The organism is Sulfolobus sp. A20 (assembly GCF_001719125.1).
Lineage (GTDB): Archaea > Thermoproteota > Thermoprotei_A > Sulfolobales > Sulfolobaceae > Saccharolobus.
On record NZ_CP017006.1, the window covers coordinates 1,108,423 to 1,129,548 of the forward strand.

Consider the following 21,126-nt stretch of genomic DNA (forward strand, 5'->3'; position numbering starts at 1 on the left):
AAAAATTATGAGGATCATATCAACGGAGAAAGTTCCGGAAGAGTGTAAGAAGGTAATTAATGTTAAAGACGAAAACTTGACTGATAATGATTTTAGGGAGGCAGAGATATTATTGACGTGGCCTAGTAGAGTAAATAAAGACTTAATAAGCAAGATGCCTAATATAAAGGTAATACAGACTTTTTCAGCTGGCGTGGATGACTTAGATTTTTCTATACTTCCTCAAAACGTTAAAGTGTTTTCTAATGCTGGAGCTTACGCATTATCGGTAGCTGAACATACATGGGGGTTAATATTAGCATTAGCTAAAGGTGTAGGGACTAAAAAGAGGACTATTGTTTATGAAGTTACCGGTAAAACGTTATTAATATTAGGTGGAGGTGGTATAGGCTCAGAAGTTGCTAGAATTGGGAAGTCAGCTTTCAGAAATTACGTAGTAGGAATATCGAGGTCGTTTAAGAAGCCTGAATGGTTTGACGAGAAACATACTATTTCGATGTTAAGGCAAAAGATTAATGAAGCTGATATAATAGTTGATACGTTGCCACTAAATAAGCAAACTAAAAGTTTACTTAACTATGAATTACTAAAGAACGTTAAACCAAAAACGATAATAGTCAACGTAGGAAGAGGAGAAACAGTAGATGAGGAGGGAATTTATAAACTTTTGAGGGAAAGACCTGATGTCAGATTTGGTACTGATGTGTTTTGGAGAAAGAACGGAAAGGAAGATTTCTTCAATACTAAGCTTTGGGAGTTAGATAATTTTACAGGGACTTTACATACTGCTGGAGCTTATGGAAATGATGAAGTAATGAAAAGAGCTATGACGATCGCTTGTATGAATGTGAAAAAATATATAGATAGCGGTGTCGGAGATAATGAAGTGAGGAGAGAAGATTATGTTTGATAAATCTGCTGATAAACAGGTAGAAGAGTGGATAAAGGAATTAGGCTTATCCGTCAATAGGCCTCCGCAAGCTAAAGAATATTTTCACGTTTTGGTTGCTCCCCCTCAAGGTGGACCGGCCCTAAGCGTAATAAGAATTAACGAGAATTCAAAATTTTATGTGATAGCTATGGGAATAGCAATACATCCTACTCATATATCCTCATTGATGTCTATGAAAAAAGAGGAGAGAATAAAGTTTTTAATAGATCTCCAATTAGAGGCTTTAAGATATGGTGTAGACTTCGTAGCAATACCACCCAATCAAGAAGTGCCTAATGCTATACAGATATCAAGACCTTTGTTTGTGGAAAATTTGACAGCAAATGAATTCATAAAAACTTTATTAAACGTTAGAAATGCGGGAGTAAGTATTATGCTAAAGTTTGCTCAAAAATTCGGTCCTTATGAATCACAACAGAGTACTTCGTTAAGATACACGTAAAAATTTTTATTCTATTTTTAATATGAACTTACTACGTATGAGTGAGCTTAAGAGCATTTTATGGAAGATTATAGATAATGAAGCACCATTAGTTGATAGTGATATAGTAATGTATCACGTTAAGGAAGGTATATTAACTGAGGAAGATGTAAAAAAGTGGAGAGAGGCATTAAGGTTGCTAAGGGAAGCATATTATGATTCTTATAAGAACGAAAAGTTAGCGATTGAAAAAAGCCTTAAGGCTCTAGAGATTGTAAATTCAATAGTTCCTAAGAAACCTATGCCACCTGAAATGAAAATACGATTCGAAGATTTAAAGAAAAATATTGAGCTTATTGCTAAATTAAATAAATAGTTTTTGTTTAAAATGATGTACTTTTGATAGATGTTCTGCATTATCCCTTGAATAATAATATCTTTCTTTTATTCCTATAAGCTTAATTTAATATTTTTTAAGGGAACATCTTTTAAGCTTTTATGAAACTCCTCACCTTAATTTAGGAAAGTTTTTTAAACTTTTAGGACAGAAAAGCTTAAAGGGAAGTTATATGGACCTCAAGAAGGCAGCGTTGTCTTTTAAGGAGAATTATGCTCAAGCTATGGCTGTAACAGCACCGCTCGGTAGTGTTGTCTCAACTACTACTGCAGCTATTGCCTATGCAGGTTCTTCAGTGGTATTCACTACCTTCTTGTCTCTAGTTGCTAGTGCTCTATGGATTTATACGTTATCAATGTACACTAGAAAGATTGCGTCAGCGGGAGGTTATTATACTTTCAATTATGGGGCTTGGAGAAGTAAAAAGTTTGCATTTCTCGAAGCATTAACTGAAGCAGTAGCTTATATATTACTTAATGCGGTAAATGTTATAGCAATATATTCAATATTATCGGTCACGTCTAATTTACTGAATATTCATATTCCTACTTGGGTTTTATACCTATCCCTATTTTTAGCAGTAATATATCCGACTATTGCCTCGCTGATAGACATTAGAAAATTACTAGGATATATTGTGACTATTAGTGCTACAGCTGAAGCTATATTACTGATAGTATTATTTCTACTGTCGTTATCCAATGGATTTCATCTAGACTACTTCTTGCCAAAGTTTAGAAGCCCCGGAGACTTAGCCACAGCATTCGTTTTAACCACAGTAAGTATATCGGGTGCAGGAGCTTCAACTTACTTAGGAGAGGAGACGAAAGACCCTCATAAAAATGTAACGAAAGGTATGTGGCTTGCGTTGATAATAGGTGGGGCTTCAATGTTTCTAGGAACTTATGGTATAATCGCATTATGGTCTGGAGCCCTAACTAATATAACTAGTACTCCTCAACCATTATTTGTAGAAATGATAAGATATGGTAGTATAGCCTTGTTTATTTCACTAATCTTATCTATAAATAGTCTTCTTTCATCTAATATAGGCACTACAGTGGGCTCAGCAAGAATATTATATAACTTAGCTAGAGAGAATGCAGCACCGTCTATTTTTAGAAGGTTGAATCAAAAAGGAGAGCCCTTATTCGCAACCGTCATAGCCGGTGTTGCGACCGGTGTAATAACTATCGTTTCAATAAATCTTTTAGGTTTTCAGAGTGCTCTTAATGAGATAGCTGCTGTTGAGGGAATATTGTGGTTATTAGGAAGAATATTTGATGGATTTGGTGCACCTATTTTCTACTGGAGAATAGGTAACTTGAAATTAGGATATGTAATAATCCCAGTAATAGCTACTCTTATTAATTCATGGGGAGACATTCAGTCAATATTATCAATGGATATGGTTCAAATCTTTTCCCTTGCGTCATTTGGAGTTTTAACTGTAGTGTGGTATGCCTTAAAGGCTAGCAAGGGTAATCCTGGATCGTTGGTAGTTGATGAGAACAATAAAGTTATTACTATAGATGAGTATCTTAAAAAAGTTGTTAGTAGGTAATTTCTATTCCTCTACGTCTATATTTTAAACTTTTTAATATTGTTGAGAGTTATATTTAAAAATCTATTAGTTATATATTAACAATGTGAAAGTTGTAGTAGCGTTTGATGGATCAGATAGATCGAAAAAGGCGTTGTTTTTTGTTATAAGATTAATTAAATCTGATGACGAAATACATCTAGTTACAGTAATCAAAGAAGCACCTAAAAGTCCAGAACAAGTAATAATTGAAAGTGAGAAGAAGGCTTCAGAGATGCAAAACGAAGTAATTAAGGAGTTAGAAGGATATAGAGTAGTTTCTAAAATACTCGAAAGTAATGAGGTAGCAGAAGCATTAATTCAATATTGCAATAATATTGGTTGTGATTTAATAGTTTCTGGAAGTAGAGGTCTTACGGGTATTAAAAAAGCGATATTGGGAAGTGTGTCGAGTGAGCTTGTTTCTAAAGCTAATGTTCCAGTCTTAGTGGTAAAGTAATCGATATCGAAATCGAAAATCTTTTTAATTTAAAGATATATCTTATGTTCATGGATTTTGCGATACTTGTTCAAGATTTAACTAAGAATTATGGGGATATTATCGCATTGGATCACATTAATTTTGAAGTGAGGAGGGGAGAAGTATTTGGGCTTTTAGGACCTAATGGTGCTGGAAAGACCACTACGATAAAAATTCTTACTGGGCTAACCAAACCTACATCTGGTAAGGCTATCGTAGCTGGGTTCGATGTGGTCAGGGAACCAGTAGAGGTAAAGAAGAGAATAGGTTGGATAGCAGCAGAAGTCATAGTGGATGATGACTTAACAGCATGGGAGAATTTAGAGTTACAGGCTAAATTAGAGGGTTTAAAAGATTGGAAAGATAGGGCATCTGAATTATTAAAATACTTTGGTATTTATGAATTTAAGGATAAACAGGTAGGTAAATTCTCAACTGGCATGAGAAAAAAATTGGAGATATCTTTGGCTTTACTTAATTCTCCGGAAGTCATCTTTATGGATGAGCCAACAATCGGTTTAGATGTCTCAACTAGGAAGGCGTTGTGGGATATAATAAGGCAAATAAATAAGGACTTTCAAGTTAGTGTTTTACTTACTACTCATTATATGGAAGAGGCTGATTCTCTTTGTGAGAGAATAGCTATAATCAATAAGGGAAAAATCATAGCTATAGGGAGTCCTAATGACCTAAAGGAAAAATATGGTTCAGACATCATCGAGATAGAATATGAAGGAACAACTATCAACCTTAGTAAAATACAGAAATTTGGAGAGGTGATAGCAAACAACGGTAAGCTTAGGATTAGGACAAAAAATGCTGAAAATGTTTTACCAGAAGTTATTAGAGAAATATCTGACGTTAAACTAAAATCGATAAGATTATATAAGACTAGTTTAGATACTGTATTCCTATCCTTAACTGGAACTACAATAGATGAAGGAGAGTTTGATGCTAGAAGATTTTATATGACAATAAGGAGGGCTAGAAGATGATAGATAAGGTTATAGCTCTCTATGAGAGAGAGATGAAAAGGTTCTTTAGAAGTAGATACATGTGGATAATGATATTGGCTCAGCCAATAATGTGGATAGTATTCTTCGGTAGTAGCTTTTCACAAGTACCTAAAGAGTTTTTACAAACCTTCTTTCACACTAATGATTACATAGCCTTCATAGTGCCGGGGGAGTTATCAGTATCAATGATGATGGTAGGTTCATTCAGCTCAATGAGTCTAATTCAAGATAAAAGGCTGGGGTATTTAAGGAGGATCTTAATAACACCAACAAGGAAGTCGGCTATATTCTATGCTAAAGTGTTAGGAGGTATGACTAGAGGGCTAATACAAGTTCCAATAATGATAATAGCGAGTCTAGCATTAGGTGTAGCATATAATATAGATTGGATAGGACTCGTAGAGTGGTTAATAGGCTTAGTATTCCTTGGTATAGGATTCTCTTCACTTTACGGAATTATTACCGCTAATACCTCAGATTGGCAGGCGCCTGGTGTAGTGTCGAACTTATTGAATCTACCTTTAATGTTTTCAAGTACTGCATTATTTCCAGAGGCATTCTTTCCCTCTTGGCTAAAAACAATAAGTAATGGCAATCCTTTAACCTATGCAGCAGAATTAGGCAGAGATGCGTTACTATTCGGAGATCCGCCTAATCCATTATATTTGTTATACCTAGTAGCGTTTGGAATAATAATGCTGATAATAGGATCTTTAGTTATAGAAAAGTACTTAACTGTGGATTAAGCTTTAGAGTAAAAGAATTCTTTTACCTCCTTGCTAGTAGGTCTTTTAGAAGGATCCGGATCAACCATTGTTATTATGAAGTTAGCTATATCACTATCTATGTATCTTTTTAATATATTTAATCTCCTAGTGTCATATAATTTGTAGTCTAAGAGATTCTCATCCTTATTTAACTCATATTTTTCCATAGCTTTTATCATCTCTGGACTATTTAAAGAACTTAAAGTGAGCAACTTATATATTGTTGCGCCAAGAGAGTATACATCTACTGTAGGAGATACACCACCATGTACTGAAGCTTTAATTAGGTCGAAGGGAGCATAAGCAGGAGTATAACTAAACGGTTTTTGTCCAGCCCTTACTGCAGAGCCTAAATCAGCTAATTTTACTAATATGTTATTTCCCCTTATTCTTTCATAAGCAGATTTTAAATCTGAGGGGAGCTTTTCACTGAACAATATATTTTGTGGTTTTACATCACAATGAACGTAACCTTCTGAATGTACAATTTCTAACGCTTCAGCCATCTTTGCAGATACTAAGATCACTAGCTTTTTCCAATATATATCCTTTATCAAGTTAGGATTTCTTATTAAACTATCTATAGACCCACCCTCCATGAGTTCTACCACAAGAAGTGGTGGTCTGGTTACATAATATTCATAATCGCCAGATAATATAGATTTAATATCATTTTGATCAGCATAAATGGCAAATAGCCTTACAATGTTAAGTGATTTGCTAGATAATTCAATGAGTTTAGAAGATTCTCCTACTATATCAACGATGTTGTTTAGATATTTGGGCAATGGTATTTTTAACGCAAATAATTTTCCTTCTCTCTCCCCCTTTAGGACGTAGCTAGTTCCTCCAATACCCATAATTTCTATAACCTTATATCCATGTATTTCTTTATTTAACCATACTTTTTCATCCCAATTATTAATGTCCAAAGGTCTATTATGTTCATTAGAGCACGCCCTTGAAAAACCTTTCTTACATGCTAATTCTAATAAACTTTCTTTATTAGTTTGGATTGCTAATTCATATAACATTTCTGGAGTGAGTCTATCAATATATTTTTCGATGATTTGGACGTTAGAGGGACTCCCAATTATGAGGCGGAAAGTGTTTATATCATTTTGAAATACGCAACATTGAATCACTTTTTCAATGCATTTTTGCGGTATGTATATCATATAATTTTTATAAAGTTCTATTGACTTGTTACAATCGCTTTTATTAATTTCTTTACACAGATTTTGTTTAAATCTTTGAGGATCTTTAACTAAAATTGAAGGATCTAGCTTAGCTTTCTTACTCCTAATAGGAAAAATCGCTGATAATAGTAATAGTACACCCACTGCTAATCCAACTATATTTAAGCCTAAGGGGTATGATAATAGTATGCTACTTAGGCTAAAAACTAGTAATGGGATTGAAAGAGGAAAAGTTACGTAAGATATTAGTCTTATTCCTCTATCTCTATTAGCTAAGACAATTGATAATGATGTTAATCCAACCCCTAACAGCGATAAAAGAGATGAAGAAAGGAGATAGTTATACACGAAATACGACATCATGAATACGTCTAAAATTGTATAGATTGTGCCTCCTATACCTCTCCTTGAAGCTAATTGGGTTTCTATGATTGCTCCCATTAATAGGAATATCTTATTCTGAATAGGCAAGAATGAATAAAATGTTAGATAAACTAATATTATAGCAAAGAATATAGCAAAAGGTTTTTCTATGAGTATCTTCTGGGTAAAAGTATATGTTAGAGCCAAGAGGCTAAAGAATAAGAGACCTAAGTCCGCTATAATTATTAGCTTAGGAGGAAAGGTTAAACCTCGTTGAAGAATTAATATTATAGCATATATCAAGCTAGGGAATCCTAAAAATCCCGTTATATACCTTAATACGTTACTTGTTTTCATGAGATAAGTATATTGTGATAAGGTTTAAAATTAGTTTAGCCTATACTAATCAGCAATGAATGCTAAGGAATTTGTTGTTATAGTTTTGTTATTCTTTCTAATTTCGGTTATTAGTGATTTTAATATATCGCATGCTAACTCTAATACGTATACGTTTAACATAAATTATGTACAATACTATATTAGAGATTCTAAAATATTCCTCTCTTACTCTCTTGAAAATAGGTCTATAGTTCAAAGTGAGTTAATATCATCAAATTTCACTACTACGTTTACTGGATTTTTAAATTTATCATACTTTTCGAATAATTGGACTTTGTCAATAAATACAAATTTACCTAACATATTTGCAGTAGTTTTGCAAGGCAAATACGTAATATGGTCTGGATTTGAAACAAATGGTATAAGTTTAATGTTACCGATTCCCTATCTAAATCAGTTAAGGATTACAATTATCGTAGCTAACGTTCCTGCAGTAATTTCAATAAACGAGACCATTTTACCTGGTGAAAGTGAATCCTTTCCTTTGCAACTTATCAACTTACATAATTTTATTATTAAGAATATTAGCGTGAAGGGTTTTTTGAGCTATAATTTACCTCAATTTGATAAACCAACTTATGCCATATTTCCATTTAATTATACATACGTGCCGGTTACAATTTATAACTCCACAAGTTACGTGGTAGAGATAATTAAGGGGATTAATGGAGTTCCGGTAGCTCAATTATCAATGATATATGATAATGGAATTACAATTTATACTTATAATAAAAGCGGATATTATGTTTATCCTTATGTTAAGAAGCTAGGATATTTTGTAATAACTAATGAAGGAGTAGAAACTCCATTTAGCGTTTTAGGCTCATTATATACTCCAAACTATAGCTTGGTTATCTTCAATACAACATACGGTAGTGTTATACAAAATGATACAATAACAATATTTCCTATAGATCCTCTGAATTCGAACTTAACTTTAACTTTCATTATTATAAATAATATACCTAGAATAGGTCTAATCAACTACTTTACACACAAAGGTATATATTTACTTAAAGGAAAATTTGACGTGATTGACACATCAAGCATTTTCATTGACGGCTATACTTTCTTTTACATTAGTAAACCATCAAACTATGTCCTTTTATCAAGAAATTTGGGATTCAACATAAATTCTTTAGCTCTAATATACTCTTTACTTATATCGTCTATATTGGTAATAGTAGCTCTCCTATTGATGAGATTAAATAGGAGTAGCTAACTCTATACCATAATTACAAAAGTTTAAGCATGCAAGGTAACTATATAAAATATATAGTTGACAATAGTCTATATTTAGTCTATAGGTTAAGTATATAATTCTGTGCAACATACATGAACTCGAGGAATTAGAAATGGGCAAAAATTACCAAAATCCCTTTGCTTCTTTAGATTCCATAAAGCTTTCCTTTAACCACATAAAGGTTTGGTACACATCCGGTATGGGGTTTTTTACTGATGCTTACGATCTTTTCATAATTAGTGCAATTTTAGATGTTTTTAAATACTTAAATAGTCCTAATTTTCCATTAAATGACTTTACAACTGGTTTGTTGGCTTCCTCGGCTTTAATTACTGCGATCATAGGTCAATTGGTATTTGGTTTTTTGGGCGATATTTTAGGGAGGAAGGCGATATACGGAGTAGAAGCGACATTAATGGCTATAGGTGCTTTGTTATCGGCATTAGCTCCTAATATATATTGGCTAATTGCATTTCGGTCTATAATGGGATTAGGAATAGGAGGAGATTATCCAATTTCTGCAACAATAATGAGTGAGTACGCTAACGTTAAAGACAGAGGAAAATTAGTTGCCTTGGTTTTCGCTAATCAAGGATTGGGTTCGTTAGCAGCTGTGGCAGTTGGAATAGGAGCCACGTTGGCTTTTCCGTTAGATCTGTCTTGGAGAATTATGGCTGGTATAGGTGCAATTCCAGCTTTGACAGTAATATATCTGAGGAGGAAAACACCTGAAACTCCTAGATATTCTTTACTGGCTAAAGGAGATGCGGAAAACGCTAAGAAGGCTGCAGAATTCTTAGGTGCAAAAATAGAAAATAACAAAACTGTAGTATCGAAGCCCTTATCGGTTAAAGAGTTTATCTCTAAATACTGGATCACTTTAATCGGTACTGCAATTCCATGGTTTATATTAGATATAGCGTTTTATGGCACTGGAATTTACTCAGGTACAATAACTCAGTTAATATTAGGTAAGCCATCTTCTTTGCCTAATCTTATTTTAGAACAAGGACTACCATACATGGTCGGGTTTTTTGGGTATTTTACAGCAGTAGCTTTGATGGATAGATTGGGAAGGAAGCTAATACAAGTTCAAGGGTTTATACTAATGAGTGTAATCTACACGATTGTAGCTCTCATGCTAGTCGTAAGCGGGACTAAAGTCACTGGATTACTAGTACCGGCAGAAATAGCTTTCTTAATATACGCCTTTTCGTTCTTCTTTATAGACTTTGGCCCTAATACTACTACTTTTGTAATACCATCTGAGGTATATCCAACTAGGGCGAGAACTACTGGCCATGGAATTAGTGCTGCATCCGGTAAGATAGGCGCCGCCATAACTACTTATCTATTCCCCGTACTGCTCAGCGCAATTGGTCTTAAGAACATTTTATTTATGCTAGCGATCGTGTCTGTTATTGGAGCAATAGTTACAATATTTACACTTCCCGAAACTAAGAACAGAAGTTTAGAAGAGATAAGTAATGAGGAACTAATAACCGTACAAGCTGATCAAAGGACTTAATTTTTAGCTTAATCTATTTATTGTCATATTTTTCTCTATTTTTGCTAATTAAATTAAATACTTATTACAGTTTAAAACGTAAGCATCTTAAATGAACAGTACAGATGATAATATTTTTATATTACCTCTATCAAACTTTAACGTAATGCCAAGGAGAGGGAAAAGAAAGTATACCGTTGAGTTTGACGATTATATCCTAACCTCTTTAGATGGCGAAATATCACTAATTAATGAAATAGGTCAAAGGGTTAACTGGTCTTACAGTGATATAGGAGATAGGATAGCCAAAATAATAGCTGAAGATCCTTTCTTTTATTATAAGGTAATACCGCTAGCTAAATATTATGAGATTGTAACTTATAGTTTAATTGAAAGTGTAATAAGAGTAGGTGGTTTTTATGGTGACTTATTAGATGCTTGTTTTAAAAAGGACGAAAAAGATATGAGAGAGGTGTACTTGCCTTATGCTTTCAATAAGGTATTTGAAAGGGGAAACAAAATTTTTGACCCTATTTCTGACGATGCAATTAAAGCGCTAATAAATAGATATGATTGGGATTTCATTAGAATTTATGAGGATTTAGAGGGTATCTTTAGAGTAGATAAAAATAAGGCATACAATAAGGTAATTGAAGAAATTAGCGGTGAAAAAGATAAGATCGAGTTAGATTTGTTTATGCTGTATGTATTATACGAGGTAAATGTAGATAAGGCTAAGGAAATAATTGATGATTCTCTAATTGCACCAAATTTAAGTTATGAAAGTAAGTACATAATTCCTAGATGGGGTGTATATCTCAATAATAAAATAATTTCTATGATTAATGATTTAGGAATAAAAGTTCATAACGATGCGTTAAGGTTCAGGGAAATTCAAAAGTTACTAAAAATGGTAGAAAGGGATAAAGTGAAGGTGATAGAAAGAAAATATGATTAGGTACCAACGTAAACTTTTCTTCCGTCTTTGAGTGTAATTAAAATACACTTCTCTCCTCTTTTTAAATTATAGTAAATAACTTTACCATCAATAGTACTTCCAGCGAAAATTACTCCTCTACCTCTAATGAAGTTGCAGATCTCATCTGGAGGAGTTGCATCTTCTATTTTTTGAATCTGATCTTTAGAAAATGATATGTTTATTGATAGGGAAGGAATCTTTATAGTAACTCCTTTCTCATTAATTTCTACGCTCATAATTAGATAATCGCAATTTATAGTTAAAAAACTTATGAATAGAGCAAAAGGGATGCCGAGTAGTGGTGAGAAAAAACTATTTTAAATTTAAAAGAAAAAATTTATTTAACTATTTACGTTCTCTTCCCCGGATGGATGGATTATCAAAAGTGGCTCTTGCATAACATTGAGGTCTCCTTGAGGATTCTGAGATACTTGGAAAGTAATATCTATCAATACTGTATATACTCCTTTAGTGAGATTTAACTCAGCCGTACTATTCTCTGGTGTTAGAGTTATATTCGTAGTATTATTTATACTTAATTTTACGATAAACTCAGAGAAATCTTTTTGTAGTTTTTCAGAATGTAGCAGTTGTATAGTGAAAGTTCCGTTCGATGAAATGTTTATCACAGCCTTTGCGCTAACGCTTCCGTTTTCTCCAGGAGTTAAATTACCTAGATTAATGTATGCTGGTATTATCTGAGCCTGTGCTTGTTGTTGACTTACTATAATGTGATATGATATATAAGCTAATGGTCCATATCCACTTACTCCAGCTACTACTAGACCTGCTACGAACGATGATATCGCTATTAGAGCTAAGATTTGCGCTTTCATTGAGATTAACTTGTCGTCCCATCCTTTTAAGAATCGTGTTCCATTTATAGTTTCACATATATGAACTGAGAAAATTTCGTTTTATTTTATAGTTTTTAAAAAGATAAATTTGGACAAATCCACTCTCTTATGTAATTTTGACAATATAAAATTTTTCATAATTATAGCAAGATCTTTTTTATTGTATGCTTATGATATTATCAATATTGATAACTAGTTTACATATAAACATATTATATAAATATTTTAAAAGTAGTAATAGGAAATATTCATTTTGATGCAGCTCATTTATTCGTGATTCAACTTGAAAATTGGTTAACCCTAAAAACAAATAAATTTTAGTATCAATCATATTCCAAAGACGTATCAAATTTAATCATGTCTTGTAGACAAATTTATATACTATCATTTGGGATTAAAGTAAGATGAAATTTAAATTTTTGATTTATTTCACCTTGTGTTTATCTATTTTGTCGCTTATTATTCATCCTCTTAGTGCAACCTATAATAATATTACTTATCAAATTATACAACAGAATTATTTAACTATTCTTGAAAATCATACTAATACTAATGCTAGTTTGACCGAGCTAACTTACAAAGTTGTTCATCAATTTACGAACTATTCATATACTCAAGGAATGAATATAACTGTGACCAATTATAATTTCACGATTTCAGTAAGCAAGTTAACGGTATTCAATGGGTTCGTGAATGTAACGGTAAAAAATAATGTAATTAAGGTCTATAGCGGCGTACCATACTTGATAAGAATTTTAGTATATTCCTTTGGAGAAGAAGAAATCGTTTGGGCTGGTTACTTAAATTCTTCAAGATTAATTGATGGATTTGGATACATTAATGGGAGTGGTACTGTTAGCCTTCAATATCTTAATGGCTCTAAAATAGTCAACATTAATTTTAGCGTTAATACTGACACTTTTGTATCGAGATACGTCAACATGAGTTTATATAGGATATTGTATGTGAGCGAGTACGAGTATACTTATCTAACCCCTCTCTTCCCTCTTAACATACCGATAAGATATAATAATTCTCTAGGCGGAGGAACATTTAGCTTGATAAATCATACTTTTAACAGTTCATATACAATAGGAGTATCTTTGCTAGATGGAGTTCCATTTCCATCAATGATGTGGAAGTACTCGAACTCTAGTTCTAATTTCTTAGCCTTAGAATTTTTCGGCTACAATGGTTCTTTAATCGGATTTGTTAAAATCGAAAACTTTGTTAATTCAACTAATACTGCCTATGCGGATGACTCCTATTTAACTATATTTGAAAGTAATGATATATATACATATCCTTCACTTATTCAGAGAAATCAGCAAGTCCAGATAATAGTTGGAGGGTATCCAGTTTTATTAATAATAAATAGTTATGGCGTTGAGAGTACTGCTCATGTGTTTCTTAGTCATCCACTATATTTTAATGGTAGCTTAGGATATTTGGTAGGTATAAATGTAGATAATATTTCAAGAATAGTTTATGTCAAAAACGGTAATGTTATTAATGTTTCCTTAGTTAGGCCAATAAGTGTTGAAATAAATAATGTAACTATTTATAATTCCATATTTCTATCGCAGAAGATTTTAACCAGCGGGTTAATTAATAATGAAACTGTTAATCTGTTATGTTTATCTCCTATAAATATGTCTAGTAATATAGTGGTTTTAAGGCAAGCTTCAAATAAATCTATAGTATTTCTAAATAATTCCGATTATTTTATTAATAATGGTAAAATATATATCTTCGATGATAGCTCTAGCGTTTATTTTGTAGTATATAATTTCCAATTGGCTACAATTCCCGATAGATTAATTTATACAAGTATATCATTAGATAATTTTGCGCTAGCAGGCAACTATTTGATTATTATAACAGTAGTTATAATAGTTTTCATACTGATATCTCTAATCTTGATAAGTAAGAGAGGAAAACAATAAAAAAATGAAAACTTTCTCTACCTAGCGGAAAAGTTAAAATTTGAGAGATCAATTTTGTTATTGATGAATGTAGGTGATCTAATAAATAAAGAGCCTATTTCTGCTAGTAATAGGGCTAGTATTAGAGAGGTAGCTCAAATAATGAAGAAGGAAAACATAAGTTCAGTAATTATAACTTCTGATGCTAAACCTATCGGAATAGTTACTGAAAGAGATATAGTTAGAGCGGTTGCTGATGGACTATCTTATGATAGTCCAATTGAGACTATTATGACAAAAGGATTAATAATGGTAACCCCTGATAAGGATGTTACGGAAGCATTGTTAATAATGTACCAAAATAATATTAGGCATTTGGTTGTTATTAACGAGAAAGGAAACTTATTAGGAGTTGTATCGATAAGGGATGTAGCTAGAGCGTTAAATTTGATGGCTATTGATCTATCATTTTGGTGATTTATCTTATATCATGCCATGCTGGTACTCTTATATCAGTTACACTATCCCATTTATCGTAAGGTTTCAAGTCTAATACGGGCGTTCCGTTATATGCGTTAATGCCCTTTGCGATTAATATGTTATCCTTTCTCTGTATAAGCTCAGCTATCGATATTCCAATAGGATTTGGTCTATTTTGAGACCTCGTTGCAAAAACACCTACTTTAACGCCAGATTTTTCCCTTAACAATCTTCCATCAAATTGTGTTAAGTGTAGATGATATATTACTATAATATGTGAGAATTCTTCTATTCCCTTAAGACCTTCACTATATTCTTCATTAATATAGATTTCTACCGGAAATTCTCTAGATGCCGTATTATCTGTCCTCCTTATGAAACCTATATATTTAAAGCAAACTTGCATAAGATAAGAAATATGATAGAAGTTAATAATCTTACAAAGATTTATAGGGATGGTACTAAGGCTCTTGATAATGTGAGTTTTATTACTAATGCTAGAGTGATCACTCTGTTAGGGAGAAACGGTGCAGGGAAGACTACGCTAACGAGAATATTATCGACGCAGCTACTTCCAACTAGTGGTATAGCGAGAGTAGAGGGTTATGATGTAGTTAGGGATGTAAGAAAAGTGAGAAAAATTATAGCATCAATTCCACAAGAGGCTAAACCGGTTGGTATTGCAAGTCCTTTTGAACATTTAGTAATGTATTTAACTGCTCGGGGATATTCTATTAAGGAATCAGAAGAAGTTTCAAGGAAAGTTCTCAAAGAGGTAGGGTTGTGGGAAGTTAAGGATAAGCCGAGTGATGAGTTATCTGGTGGAATGAAAAGGAAGATTTTTGTAGCCATGGCATTAGCGTCGAATGCTGAAGTAGTACTGCTTGATGAACCGACTACAGGTTTAGATCCTTATTCTAGGTTAGAAGTATGGTCTATTTTAAAGAGTATTAAAAGTAAGCTAGTGTTAACGACTCACTATATGGAGGAGGCTGAGGAGCTATCCAATGAGGTAATTCTTCTTAACAAGGGAAAATTAATCGCTATAGGTTCTATAGAGGATTTATTATCAAAATTCAAAGATAAGGTTAGGGTAGAGGGTACTGGAGATATTAAGGTGGGTAATTTGCGTATACAATACGTTGAAAGGGATAAGGCTATTGATTTCGTTGGAAAATACGTGGTTAAGCCTATAACTTTAGAGGATCTATTCATAATTTATAGCGGTGAGAGTCTTGAAGAGTAAATTCTTGTTTGCCTTTACAATCTTTTACGGATACTCTTCAATAAAAAGAGGTTTCATCTACGTTTTAACCTATTTAAGTATACCACTAGCTGAACTATTTCTGATTTACATTATAACCCATGGAACGTTTGTCAAATTCGCCATTATCGGGGGTCTCATAAGTGTAATGGCTAACAATGGTTTCTCTTCGATTGGGGACTTCGTTTTCCTAAGGCTAGAAAGTAGATTACAAGATTTGTTAGTAGCTACCCAAATAGGGCCTAGCGATTATATTATAGGTCTAATGTTGGCTAATTTACTATATACTTTGCCCGGAATCGCACTATATGTTATACTTTCAATAGTCTATAAGGTAATTAATTTAATGAACTTCTTTCCACTTCTAGTTACAATGATACTACTGCTCTTCACTACTTCTTCAATAGGTTTTTTCCTAGCCAGTCTAGTACCTCATACGAGGTATGGTTGGGGTCTAGCAGGTTTATTATCGAGTATATTAACTATCGTACCTCCAGTTTTCTATCCTTACACTTTTTTACCAAAAAACGTTTACTTAGCTTTGTTACCGATACCTACTACTGCGTCGGCTATTTTTGCTCAAGGGATAACTGGGCTCATAAACGTTAATCAAAATATGCTATATATCTCGTTTATAATCTTGTTCATTGAAGCAATCATTTTCCTTTCGCTATCGGTAAGATTTAGTAGATGGCGTGAAATCTAATGAAAATAAAGAAGCCTCTACATTTATGGAGAAGGGAAGTCAAGTTGAGGTGCTAAGCCTCTTCACTTCATATTCTATGAAAATGTATTCGCAATTAGGGCACTTTTTGATCACTTTATTTCCCTCATGTATAACGTTAATTTCGACAACTTTGTTACATTTAGGACAGCTTCTTCTAGCCATGGTCTAATGGTAAATAGCATTGTCCTTTTAAGCCTTTTTGCGTTAAGCTTACCGAGACATTTATTAAGTTAAAAATAATTATCAGAAAAACTATTTAATTTTGTGGACGTCAAAAAGCTTCTTACTCTTAACTTAGTTGATGATAAAGACTGCGATGCTTCAGTAGTAGTATTAATTGCTAAGGGAGAATATGTACTAGTAATTAAACGTACTAGTAATCCTAAAGATCCTTGGTCAGGGCAAATGGCTTTACCGGGAGGAAGGAGAGAGCCTAATGAAACATCCTTACAGACGGCTATAAGAGAGTGTGAAGAAGAAGTTGGAATAACTCCTGATATTAAATCGACTTTAGGTATTTTCTCTCCTAACAACGTTAAATTGAGAGTTAGGGCATATATAGCTTTGACGGACGAAATAATAGAACCTAAGCCTAATCCAGCTGAAGTAGAAAAAGCTTTTTGGATTCACGAAACTGAATTCATAAGAAGAGATAACGCGTTTTATTATGGACAATATAGGATTTGGGGTATGACTTATAGAATACTCTCTAAACTATTTGAGATATCGGGGGTAAAAGTTTGAGATAAGTAAATTCATTAATTTTAATGTAGAATTTTATAGCTAAGTGGTATGATATTTAATAATTATATATTAAATAATTATAGGTCAGTCTCCTAATGAAACTTTAATTTCTCATATTTATATTCTTTAATTGTTACATAATATTCGTGGACTGGATCGATAAATTAGGAAAGATAACAAAGACGTATGAAGGTAATAACACAACCCACGTCAAGTGGAATGTTACAGTAATTCCTAAAGCTTATGAGGAAGTAAAGGAAATTATTAATTTAGCTAATAAGGAAAAACTAAGCATATATCCTTATTGCTTTAATAGTCACCATATTGGTCCTCAAATCAAGGTTGATATAGGCTTAAATCTATCTAACTTCAATCAGATTTTGGAGATATCAGAGGAGGATTTATACGTCACTTCACAAAGCTGTATAAAAGTTGAGGAACTATTTAGTCTACTAAGAGCTAAAGGGTTGTTCCTTCCTGCGTTATTTGAAGGGTCTTTAGGAGGTTTATTAGGAACTAATTTTCCAACTATTTTTTCCTCTTTTTACGGGTATCCTAAAAATTTAGTGTTAATGGCAAAGATAATTACGGGCGATGGGATAATAGTGAAGAGTGGAGGTAAGACAGCAAAATTCTCCTCAGGATATAAGTTACACAAAGTTATTTCCGGATCGTTAGGATGGTTAGGTATTTATTTAGAAACTACATTAAAGCTATATCCATCGCCAGAAACTATAGTAACTATTAAAACTAATAACGTTGAATTAATGAGTAAATATAGACCGGTTTCAATTATATACGAAAGGAACGAGAGAAATGAGGAAAGTTCATATGTGCTTTTTTTAGGTTTCAATAAGGTAATTAGAGATATTGAGAAAGAGCTAGGGGCTAAAGCTGAAGAGCGCTTGTATAGATTAAATTATGAAGGGGATAATGTAATATCTATACATGTAACTAGGGGAAAAGAGATCGAGGAGATAAAGAAAGTTTACAATTATGTGAAAGTTGAGAGAGCTAATTGCATCTTAGGTACTGGTTACTGTAGACTTATTGTTAAGGATTTCAACCATATAGATGAGTTGAGGAGGAACGTAAACGGATATGTCGTAGTAGAAAGAGGAGAATACAGTGGTGATTACTGGGGGTTTAAGAGTGAAACTATGAAAAAGCTAAAGCAGGCATTGGATCCTAGCAATATACTATCTCCTAATCTTTTCTAGTATGTTACATTACTACGTAAATATATACTCCTTAAACTATATATTAAAAGACTGACTTTTAAATCGTCATTCGAATTGTTAACTTGACCATGCTTCTACAAAAGCTAAAAGAGATCGTTGGAGATCAGTGGGTAATTGAGGACGAAAATGTTAAGTTATTCTCATATCCAGCTTTTATCCCTCTAAAGGTAGAACCTAAAGCTGTTATATTACCCGGTAATGAAGAAGAAGTAATAAATGTTGTAAACCTATTAAATGAGAATAATGTTAAATATTTGATAAGGGGATCTGGGACTAGTTTAAGCGGTTCTACTACACCAACTCAAGGAGAAATAGTTGTTTCTTTAACTAGGTTAAATAAGATTTATAGTGTAAATGGATACGAAGTAGAGGTAGGTCCGGGAGTAGCTAATTTCATGATAAATAAGGTTTTATCTAACACTAATTTATTTTATGCCCCTGACCCTTCAAGCTATGTGGTTTCTTCTATAGGTGGAAATATAAGCCACGATTCTGGAGGGATGCATACTCCTAAGTATGGTACGACTTTTGATAGTGTGATTAAGTTGAAGGTACTGCTTACTGATGGAACAGTGGAGGAGATAGGTGGAGCTAATTTCTTTGATCCCACTTCAATTTTTGTAGGAGCAGAGGGGACTTTAGGAGTTATTTTAAGGGCAACATTAAGGTTATTCCCTAAACCTGAGTCCAGCAAAACTATAATGGCGGCATTCAACTCAGTAGAAGATGCAGCTAAGGCTGTTGTAAATGTATATAAGAGTGGAGTAACCCCCTCAGCTATGGAGTTTTTAGATAAAAATTCAATTATCGCTATTGAAAACACACAGTATAAGGCAAATTATCCAATCGTAGATGCTATACTTTTGATTGAGCTCGATGGGTATTCAAAAAGTGTAGAGGAGGAAGAAGAAAAAGTCATTAATGCGATTAGGAATTCTGCAGGAGAAATTTACATTCCAAAAAACGAGGAGGAAAAGAATAGATGGTGGTTAGGAAGGAAGGGAGCCTTCCCTTCTTTTGCGTATTATTCACCAGCATATTTGACTTTAGACGCAAACGTTCCTAGGTCTAAATTACCAGTTATCTTAAGATACACTTATGAGATAGGCAAGAAATACAATCTGCCAGTAGCTAATAGCTTTCATGCTGGAGATGGCACTTTACATCCTCTAATAGGTTTTGATCCTAAGAGTGTAGAAAATACTCTTAACGCAATAAGGGCTGGGGAGGAAATTACTAAGTTAGCTATAAAGTTAGGTGGGGTTCCTAGTGGAGAACATGGGATAGGTGTTGAGAAGATTAAGTTTATGAGGTATTATTATTCAGAAGACGATCTGAAAGTTATGAGAAGAATCAAGAGAACTTTTGATCCCAAGGGGATTTTAAATAAATGTAAGCTTATCCCACCCGATAAAACTGAGATATGTAACGTAGTTAATCCAATTCATAATCATTTATTATTTGAGAGTGATTAAACTTGAGCATAATGCAATCTTTAAAACTGACTGAGATGTGCACTCACTGTGGTTTTTGCTTGGAAACTTGTCCTACCTATGTGGTTACTAGAAATGAGGTTCATTCGCCTAGAGGCAGAATAGAGGCTGTAAGAGCAGGAATAAATAGCATAGGCTTTCAGACCTGCATGTATTGTAGGTTATGCGAAACAGCTTGCCCTGCTGGTGTTAAATACGGACAAATAATAGTACCTTATAGGAAAAGCGATATAAAACAAACAATAATAGAAAAAATGTTAGAAAACCCATCTATATTTTCTAGAGTTTTAAAAACTATGAATAGAATTGATCACCCAGATATAAGGAGATTTATGGAGTTTGTAGGTAATGTTGAGGTTAATTCGCCTCTTGAAGGCCAGAAAGGAGAAGGAAAAGAAGAGATAATATTATTTCCAGGCTGTATAGAGTCTATTTTCTTTAGAAGGACTGTTGAGAAAGCTTTCAATTACTTAAGTAAATACTACAAGGTGAAAATCATCAATGGATGTTGTGGATTAGCCCACATAAGTAATGGGAACTATAAGGGAGCAGAGAACTTGGCTAAGAAGCTCCATGAGAAGATTAAGGATAAGAAAATTGTACTTCTTCAATCTAATTGCTCAGCGTTCATGAAAGAATATAGTGAATTATTTGGCATTAATCTACACGTTTATGACTTCTCAGAATTCATTGTTAAAGAGAATTTGGAAGTTCCAAGGAGAGAGGGAGTTTTTACTATTCATTACCCATGTCATGCGTATAGGCAGAAGCTAACCAGATATATTAAGGAGGTTTCTGAGAAAATGGGGCTAGAAATAAGGGAGATGGAAGATCCCTTCTTTGAGTGTGGAGCTGGTGGTGATTACTGGTTGACCCATCCTAAACTCTCTGATATGGTGAGAAGTGTAAAGAGAGAAAAGATAGAGAAAAGTGGTGTGAGGAGAGTTATAGCTACAAATAGTATTTGTGCCCTATCTATTAGGTCAATGGGATTTGACGTATTTCATATAGCAGACTTCTTGTAGTCATTTTTCCGTTCCTACTGACTTCCTCTAAATGGCTAGTGTTCCCTTAGTGAATTTCACAAGT

Annotated in this window: 23 protein-coding genes; 18 read left to right on the forward strand and 5 right to left on the reverse strand. The window is 33.4% G+C overall.

The window, feature by feature from the left end:
• Positions 1 to 7 precede the first annotated feature (7 nt).
• The 7 genes from BFU36_RS06130 to BFU36_RS06160 all read left to right on the forward strand — a co-directional run bounded on the left by BFU36_RS06130 (position 8) and on the right by BFU36_RS06160 (position 5,595).
• Positions 8 to 910 carry a glycolate dehydrogenase gene (locus BFU36_RS06130; RefSeq protein ID WP_069282727.1) on the forward strand — a complete coding sequence of 301 codons (903 nt, stop codon included), beginning with the start codon at positions 8 to 10 and terminating at the stop codon, positions 908 to 910.
• Positions 903 to 1,394 (forward strand): DUF2299 domain-containing protein, encoded by a 492-nt coding sequence (locus tag BFU36_RS06135; RefSeq protein ID WP_069282728.1) that lies wholly within the window; start codon positions 903 to 905, stop codon positions 1,392 to 1,394. Before BFU36_RS06130 ends, BFU36_RS06135 begins: the two co-directional genes overlap by 8 nt.
• A 37-nt stretch (positions 1,395 to 1,431) precedes the next feature.
• Positions 1,432 to 1,749, forward strand: a complete 318-nt coding sequence (locus BFU36_RS06140) for a hypothetical protein (RefSeq protein ID WP_069282729.1) — start codon at positions 1,432 to 1,434, stop codon at positions 1,747 to 1,749.
• A gap of 193 nt (positions 1,750 to 1,942) precedes the next feature.
• A complete protein-coding gene (locus BFU36_RS06145) occupies positions 1,943 to 3,334 on the forward strand; it encodes an APC family permease (protein ID WP_069282730.1) in 1,392 nt (463 codons plus the stop codon).
• An 85-nt stretch (positions 3,335 to 3,419) separates the two neighbouring features.
• The gene (locus BFU36_RS06150) at positions 3,420 to 3,812 is read left to right on the forward strand and encodes a universal stress protein (RefSeq protein ID WP_069282731.1); all 393 of its coding nucleotides are present in this window, start codon (positions 3,420 to 3,422) and stop codon (positions 3,810 to 3,812) included.
• A 50-nt stretch (positions 3,813 to 3,862) separates the two neighbouring features.
• Positions 3,863 to 4,828 (forward strand): ATP-binding cassette domain-containing protein, encoded by a 966-nt coding sequence (locus BFU36_RS06155; RefSeq protein ID WP_069282732.1) that lies wholly within the window; start codon positions 3,863 to 3,865, stop codon positions 4,826 to 4,828.
• A complete protein-coding gene (locus tag BFU36_RS06160) occupies positions 4,825 to 5,595 on the forward strand; it encodes an ABC transporter permease (RefSeq protein WP_069282733.1) in 771 nt (256 codons plus the stop codon). The genes BFU36_RS06155 and BFU36_RS06160 overlap by 4 nt, the downstream gene beginning before the upstream one ends.
• Here the strand turns inward: BFU36_RS06160 and BFU36_RS06165 are convergent.
• Positions 5,592 to 7,535, reverse strand: coding sequence for a protein kinase domain-containing protein (locus BFU36_RS06165; protein ID WP_069282734.1), 1,944 nt, complete (start codon positions 7,533 to 7,535; stop codon positions 5,592 to 5,594). The genes BFU36_RS06160 and BFU36_RS06165 overlap by 4 nt on opposite strands.
• A 55-nt stretch (positions 7,536 to 7,590) precedes the next feature.
• Between BFU36_RS06165 and BFU36_RS06170 the strand changes: the two genes are divergently transcribed.
• The 3 genes from BFU36_RS06170 to BFU36_RS06180 all read left to right on the forward strand — a co-directional run bounded on the left by BFU36_RS06170 (position 7,591) and on the right by BFU36_RS06180 (position 11,285).
• Entirely contained in the window at positions 7,591 to 8,799 is a 1,209-nt protein-coding gene (locus tag BFU36_RS06170; RefSeq protein ID WP_069282735.1) for a hypothetical protein, read from the forward strand.
• Positions 8,800 to 8,932: 133 nt separating this feature from the next.
• Entirely contained in the window at positions 8,933 to 10,348 is a 1,416-nt protein-coding gene (locus BFU36_RS06175) for an MFS transporter (protein ID WP_069282736.1), read from the forward strand.
• Positions 10,349 to 10,439: 91 nt separating this feature from the next.
• Positions 10,440 to 11,285, forward strand: a complete 846-nt coding sequence (locus tag BFU36_RS06180; protein WP_231961258.1) for a hypothetical protein — start codon at positions 10,440 to 10,442, stop codon at positions 11,283 to 11,285.
• Here BFU36_RS06180 and BFU36_RS06185 read toward each other — a convergent pair.
• Complete coding sequence (locus BFU36_RS06185; RefSeq protein ID WP_069282737.1) at positions 11,282 to 11,542, reverse strand: hypothetical protein; 261 nt, start codon at positions 11,540 to 11,542, stop codon at positions 11,282 to 11,284. The two genes, BFU36_RS06180 and BFU36_RS06185, sit on opposite strands and share 4 nt — an antisense overlap.
• A 105-nt stretch (positions 11,543 to 11,647) precedes the next feature.
• Positions 11,648 to 12,142, reverse strand: coding sequence for a hypothetical protein (locus BFU36_RS06190; protein ID WP_069282738.1), 495 nt, complete (start codon positions 12,140 to 12,142; stop codon positions 11,648 to 11,650).
• A 425-nt stretch (positions 12,143 to 12,567) separates the two neighbouring features.
• Here BFU36_RS06190 and BFU36_RS06195 point away from each other — a divergent pair, with 425 nt between their 5' ends.
• Positions 12,568 to 14,109: a hypothetical protein gene (locus tag BFU36_RS06195; protein WP_156770058.1), complete on the forward strand. Its 1,542-nt coding sequence runs from the start codon at positions 12,568 to 12,570 to the stop codon at positions 14,107 to 14,109.
• A 63-nt stretch (positions 14,110 to 14,172) separates the two neighbouring features.
• The gene (locus tag BFU36_RS06200; protein ID WP_069282740.1) at positions 14,173 to 14,565 is read left to right on the forward strand and encodes a CBS domain-containing protein; all 393 of its coding nucleotides are present in this window, start codon (positions 14,173 to 14,175) and stop codon (positions 14,563 to 14,565) included.
• Between the two features lies 1 nt (position 14,566).
• Here the strand turns inward: BFU36_RS06200 and tsaA are convergent, their stop codons facing one another.
• On the reverse strand, positions 14,567 to 14,974 hold the full coding sequence (gene tsaA / locus BFU36_RS06205; RefSeq protein WP_069282741.1) for a tRNA (N6-threonylcarbamoyladenosine(37)-N6)-methyltransferase TrmO: 408 nt from the start codon (positions 14,972 to 14,974) through the stop codon (positions 14,567 to 14,569).
• 12 nt (positions 14,975 to 14,986) lie between these two features.
• Between tsaA and BFU36_RS06210 the strand changes: the two genes are divergently transcribed.
• Together BFU36_RS06210 and BFU36_RS06215 are read left to right on the forward strand one after the other, a co-directional pair.
• Positions 14,987 to 15,814, forward strand: coding sequence for an ABC transporter ATP-binding protein (locus BFU36_RS06210; protein WP_069282742.1), 828 nt, complete (start codon positions 14,987 to 14,989; stop codon positions 15,812 to 15,814).
• On the forward strand, positions 15,795 to 16,538 hold the full coding sequence (locus tag BFU36_RS06215) for an ABC transporter permease (RefSeq protein ID WP_069282743.1): 744 nt from the start codon (positions 15,795 to 15,797) through the stop codon (positions 16,536 to 16,538). Before BFU36_RS06210 ends, BFU36_RS06215 begins: the two co-directional genes overlap by 20 nt.
• Positions 16,539 to 16,577: 39 nt before the next feature.
• Here BFU36_RS06215 and BFU36_RS14070 read toward each other — a convergent pair whose 3' ends face one another.
• Complete coding sequence (locus BFU36_RS14070; RefSeq protein WP_197490544.1) at positions 16,578 to 16,721, reverse strand: hypothetical protein; 144 nt, start codon at positions 16,719 to 16,721, stop codon at positions 16,578 to 16,580.
• 102 nt (positions 16,722 to 16,823) lie between these two features.
• On the opposite strand from BFU36_RS14070, the gene BFU36_RS06220 reads away from it, so the two are divergent.
• The 4 genes from BFU36_RS06220 (at position 16,824) to BFU36_RS06235 (ending at position 21,062) form a co-directional block, all read left to right on the forward strand.
• The gene (locus BFU36_RS06220; protein WP_069282744.1) at positions 16,824 to 17,303 is read left to right on the forward strand and encodes a CoA pyrophosphatase; all 480 of its coding nucleotides are present in this window, start codon (positions 16,824 to 16,826) and stop codon (positions 17,301 to 17,303) included.
• Positions 17,304 to 17,449: 146 nt separating this feature from the next.
• On the forward strand, positions 17,450 to 18,523 hold the full coding sequence (locus BFU36_RS06225) for an FAD-binding oxidoreductase (protein WP_069282745.1): 1,074 nt from the start codon (positions 17,450 to 17,452) through the stop codon (positions 18,521 to 18,523).
• 89 nt (positions 18,524 to 18,612) lie between these two features.
• Positions 18,613 to 20,019, forward strand: a complete 1,407-nt coding sequence (locus tag BFU36_RS06230) for an FAD-binding oxidoreductase (RefSeq protein WP_069282746.1) — start codon at positions 18,613 to 18,615, stop codon at positions 20,017 to 20,019.
• An 8-nt stretch (positions 20,020 to 20,027) separates the two neighbouring features.
• Positions 20,028 to 21,062, forward strand: coding sequence for a (Fe-S)-binding protein (locus BFU36_RS06235; protein ID WP_069284631.1), 1,035 nt, complete (start codon positions 20,028 to 20,030; stop codon positions 21,060 to 21,062).
• The last annotated feature ends 64 nt before the right edge of the window (positions 21,063 to 21,126 follow it).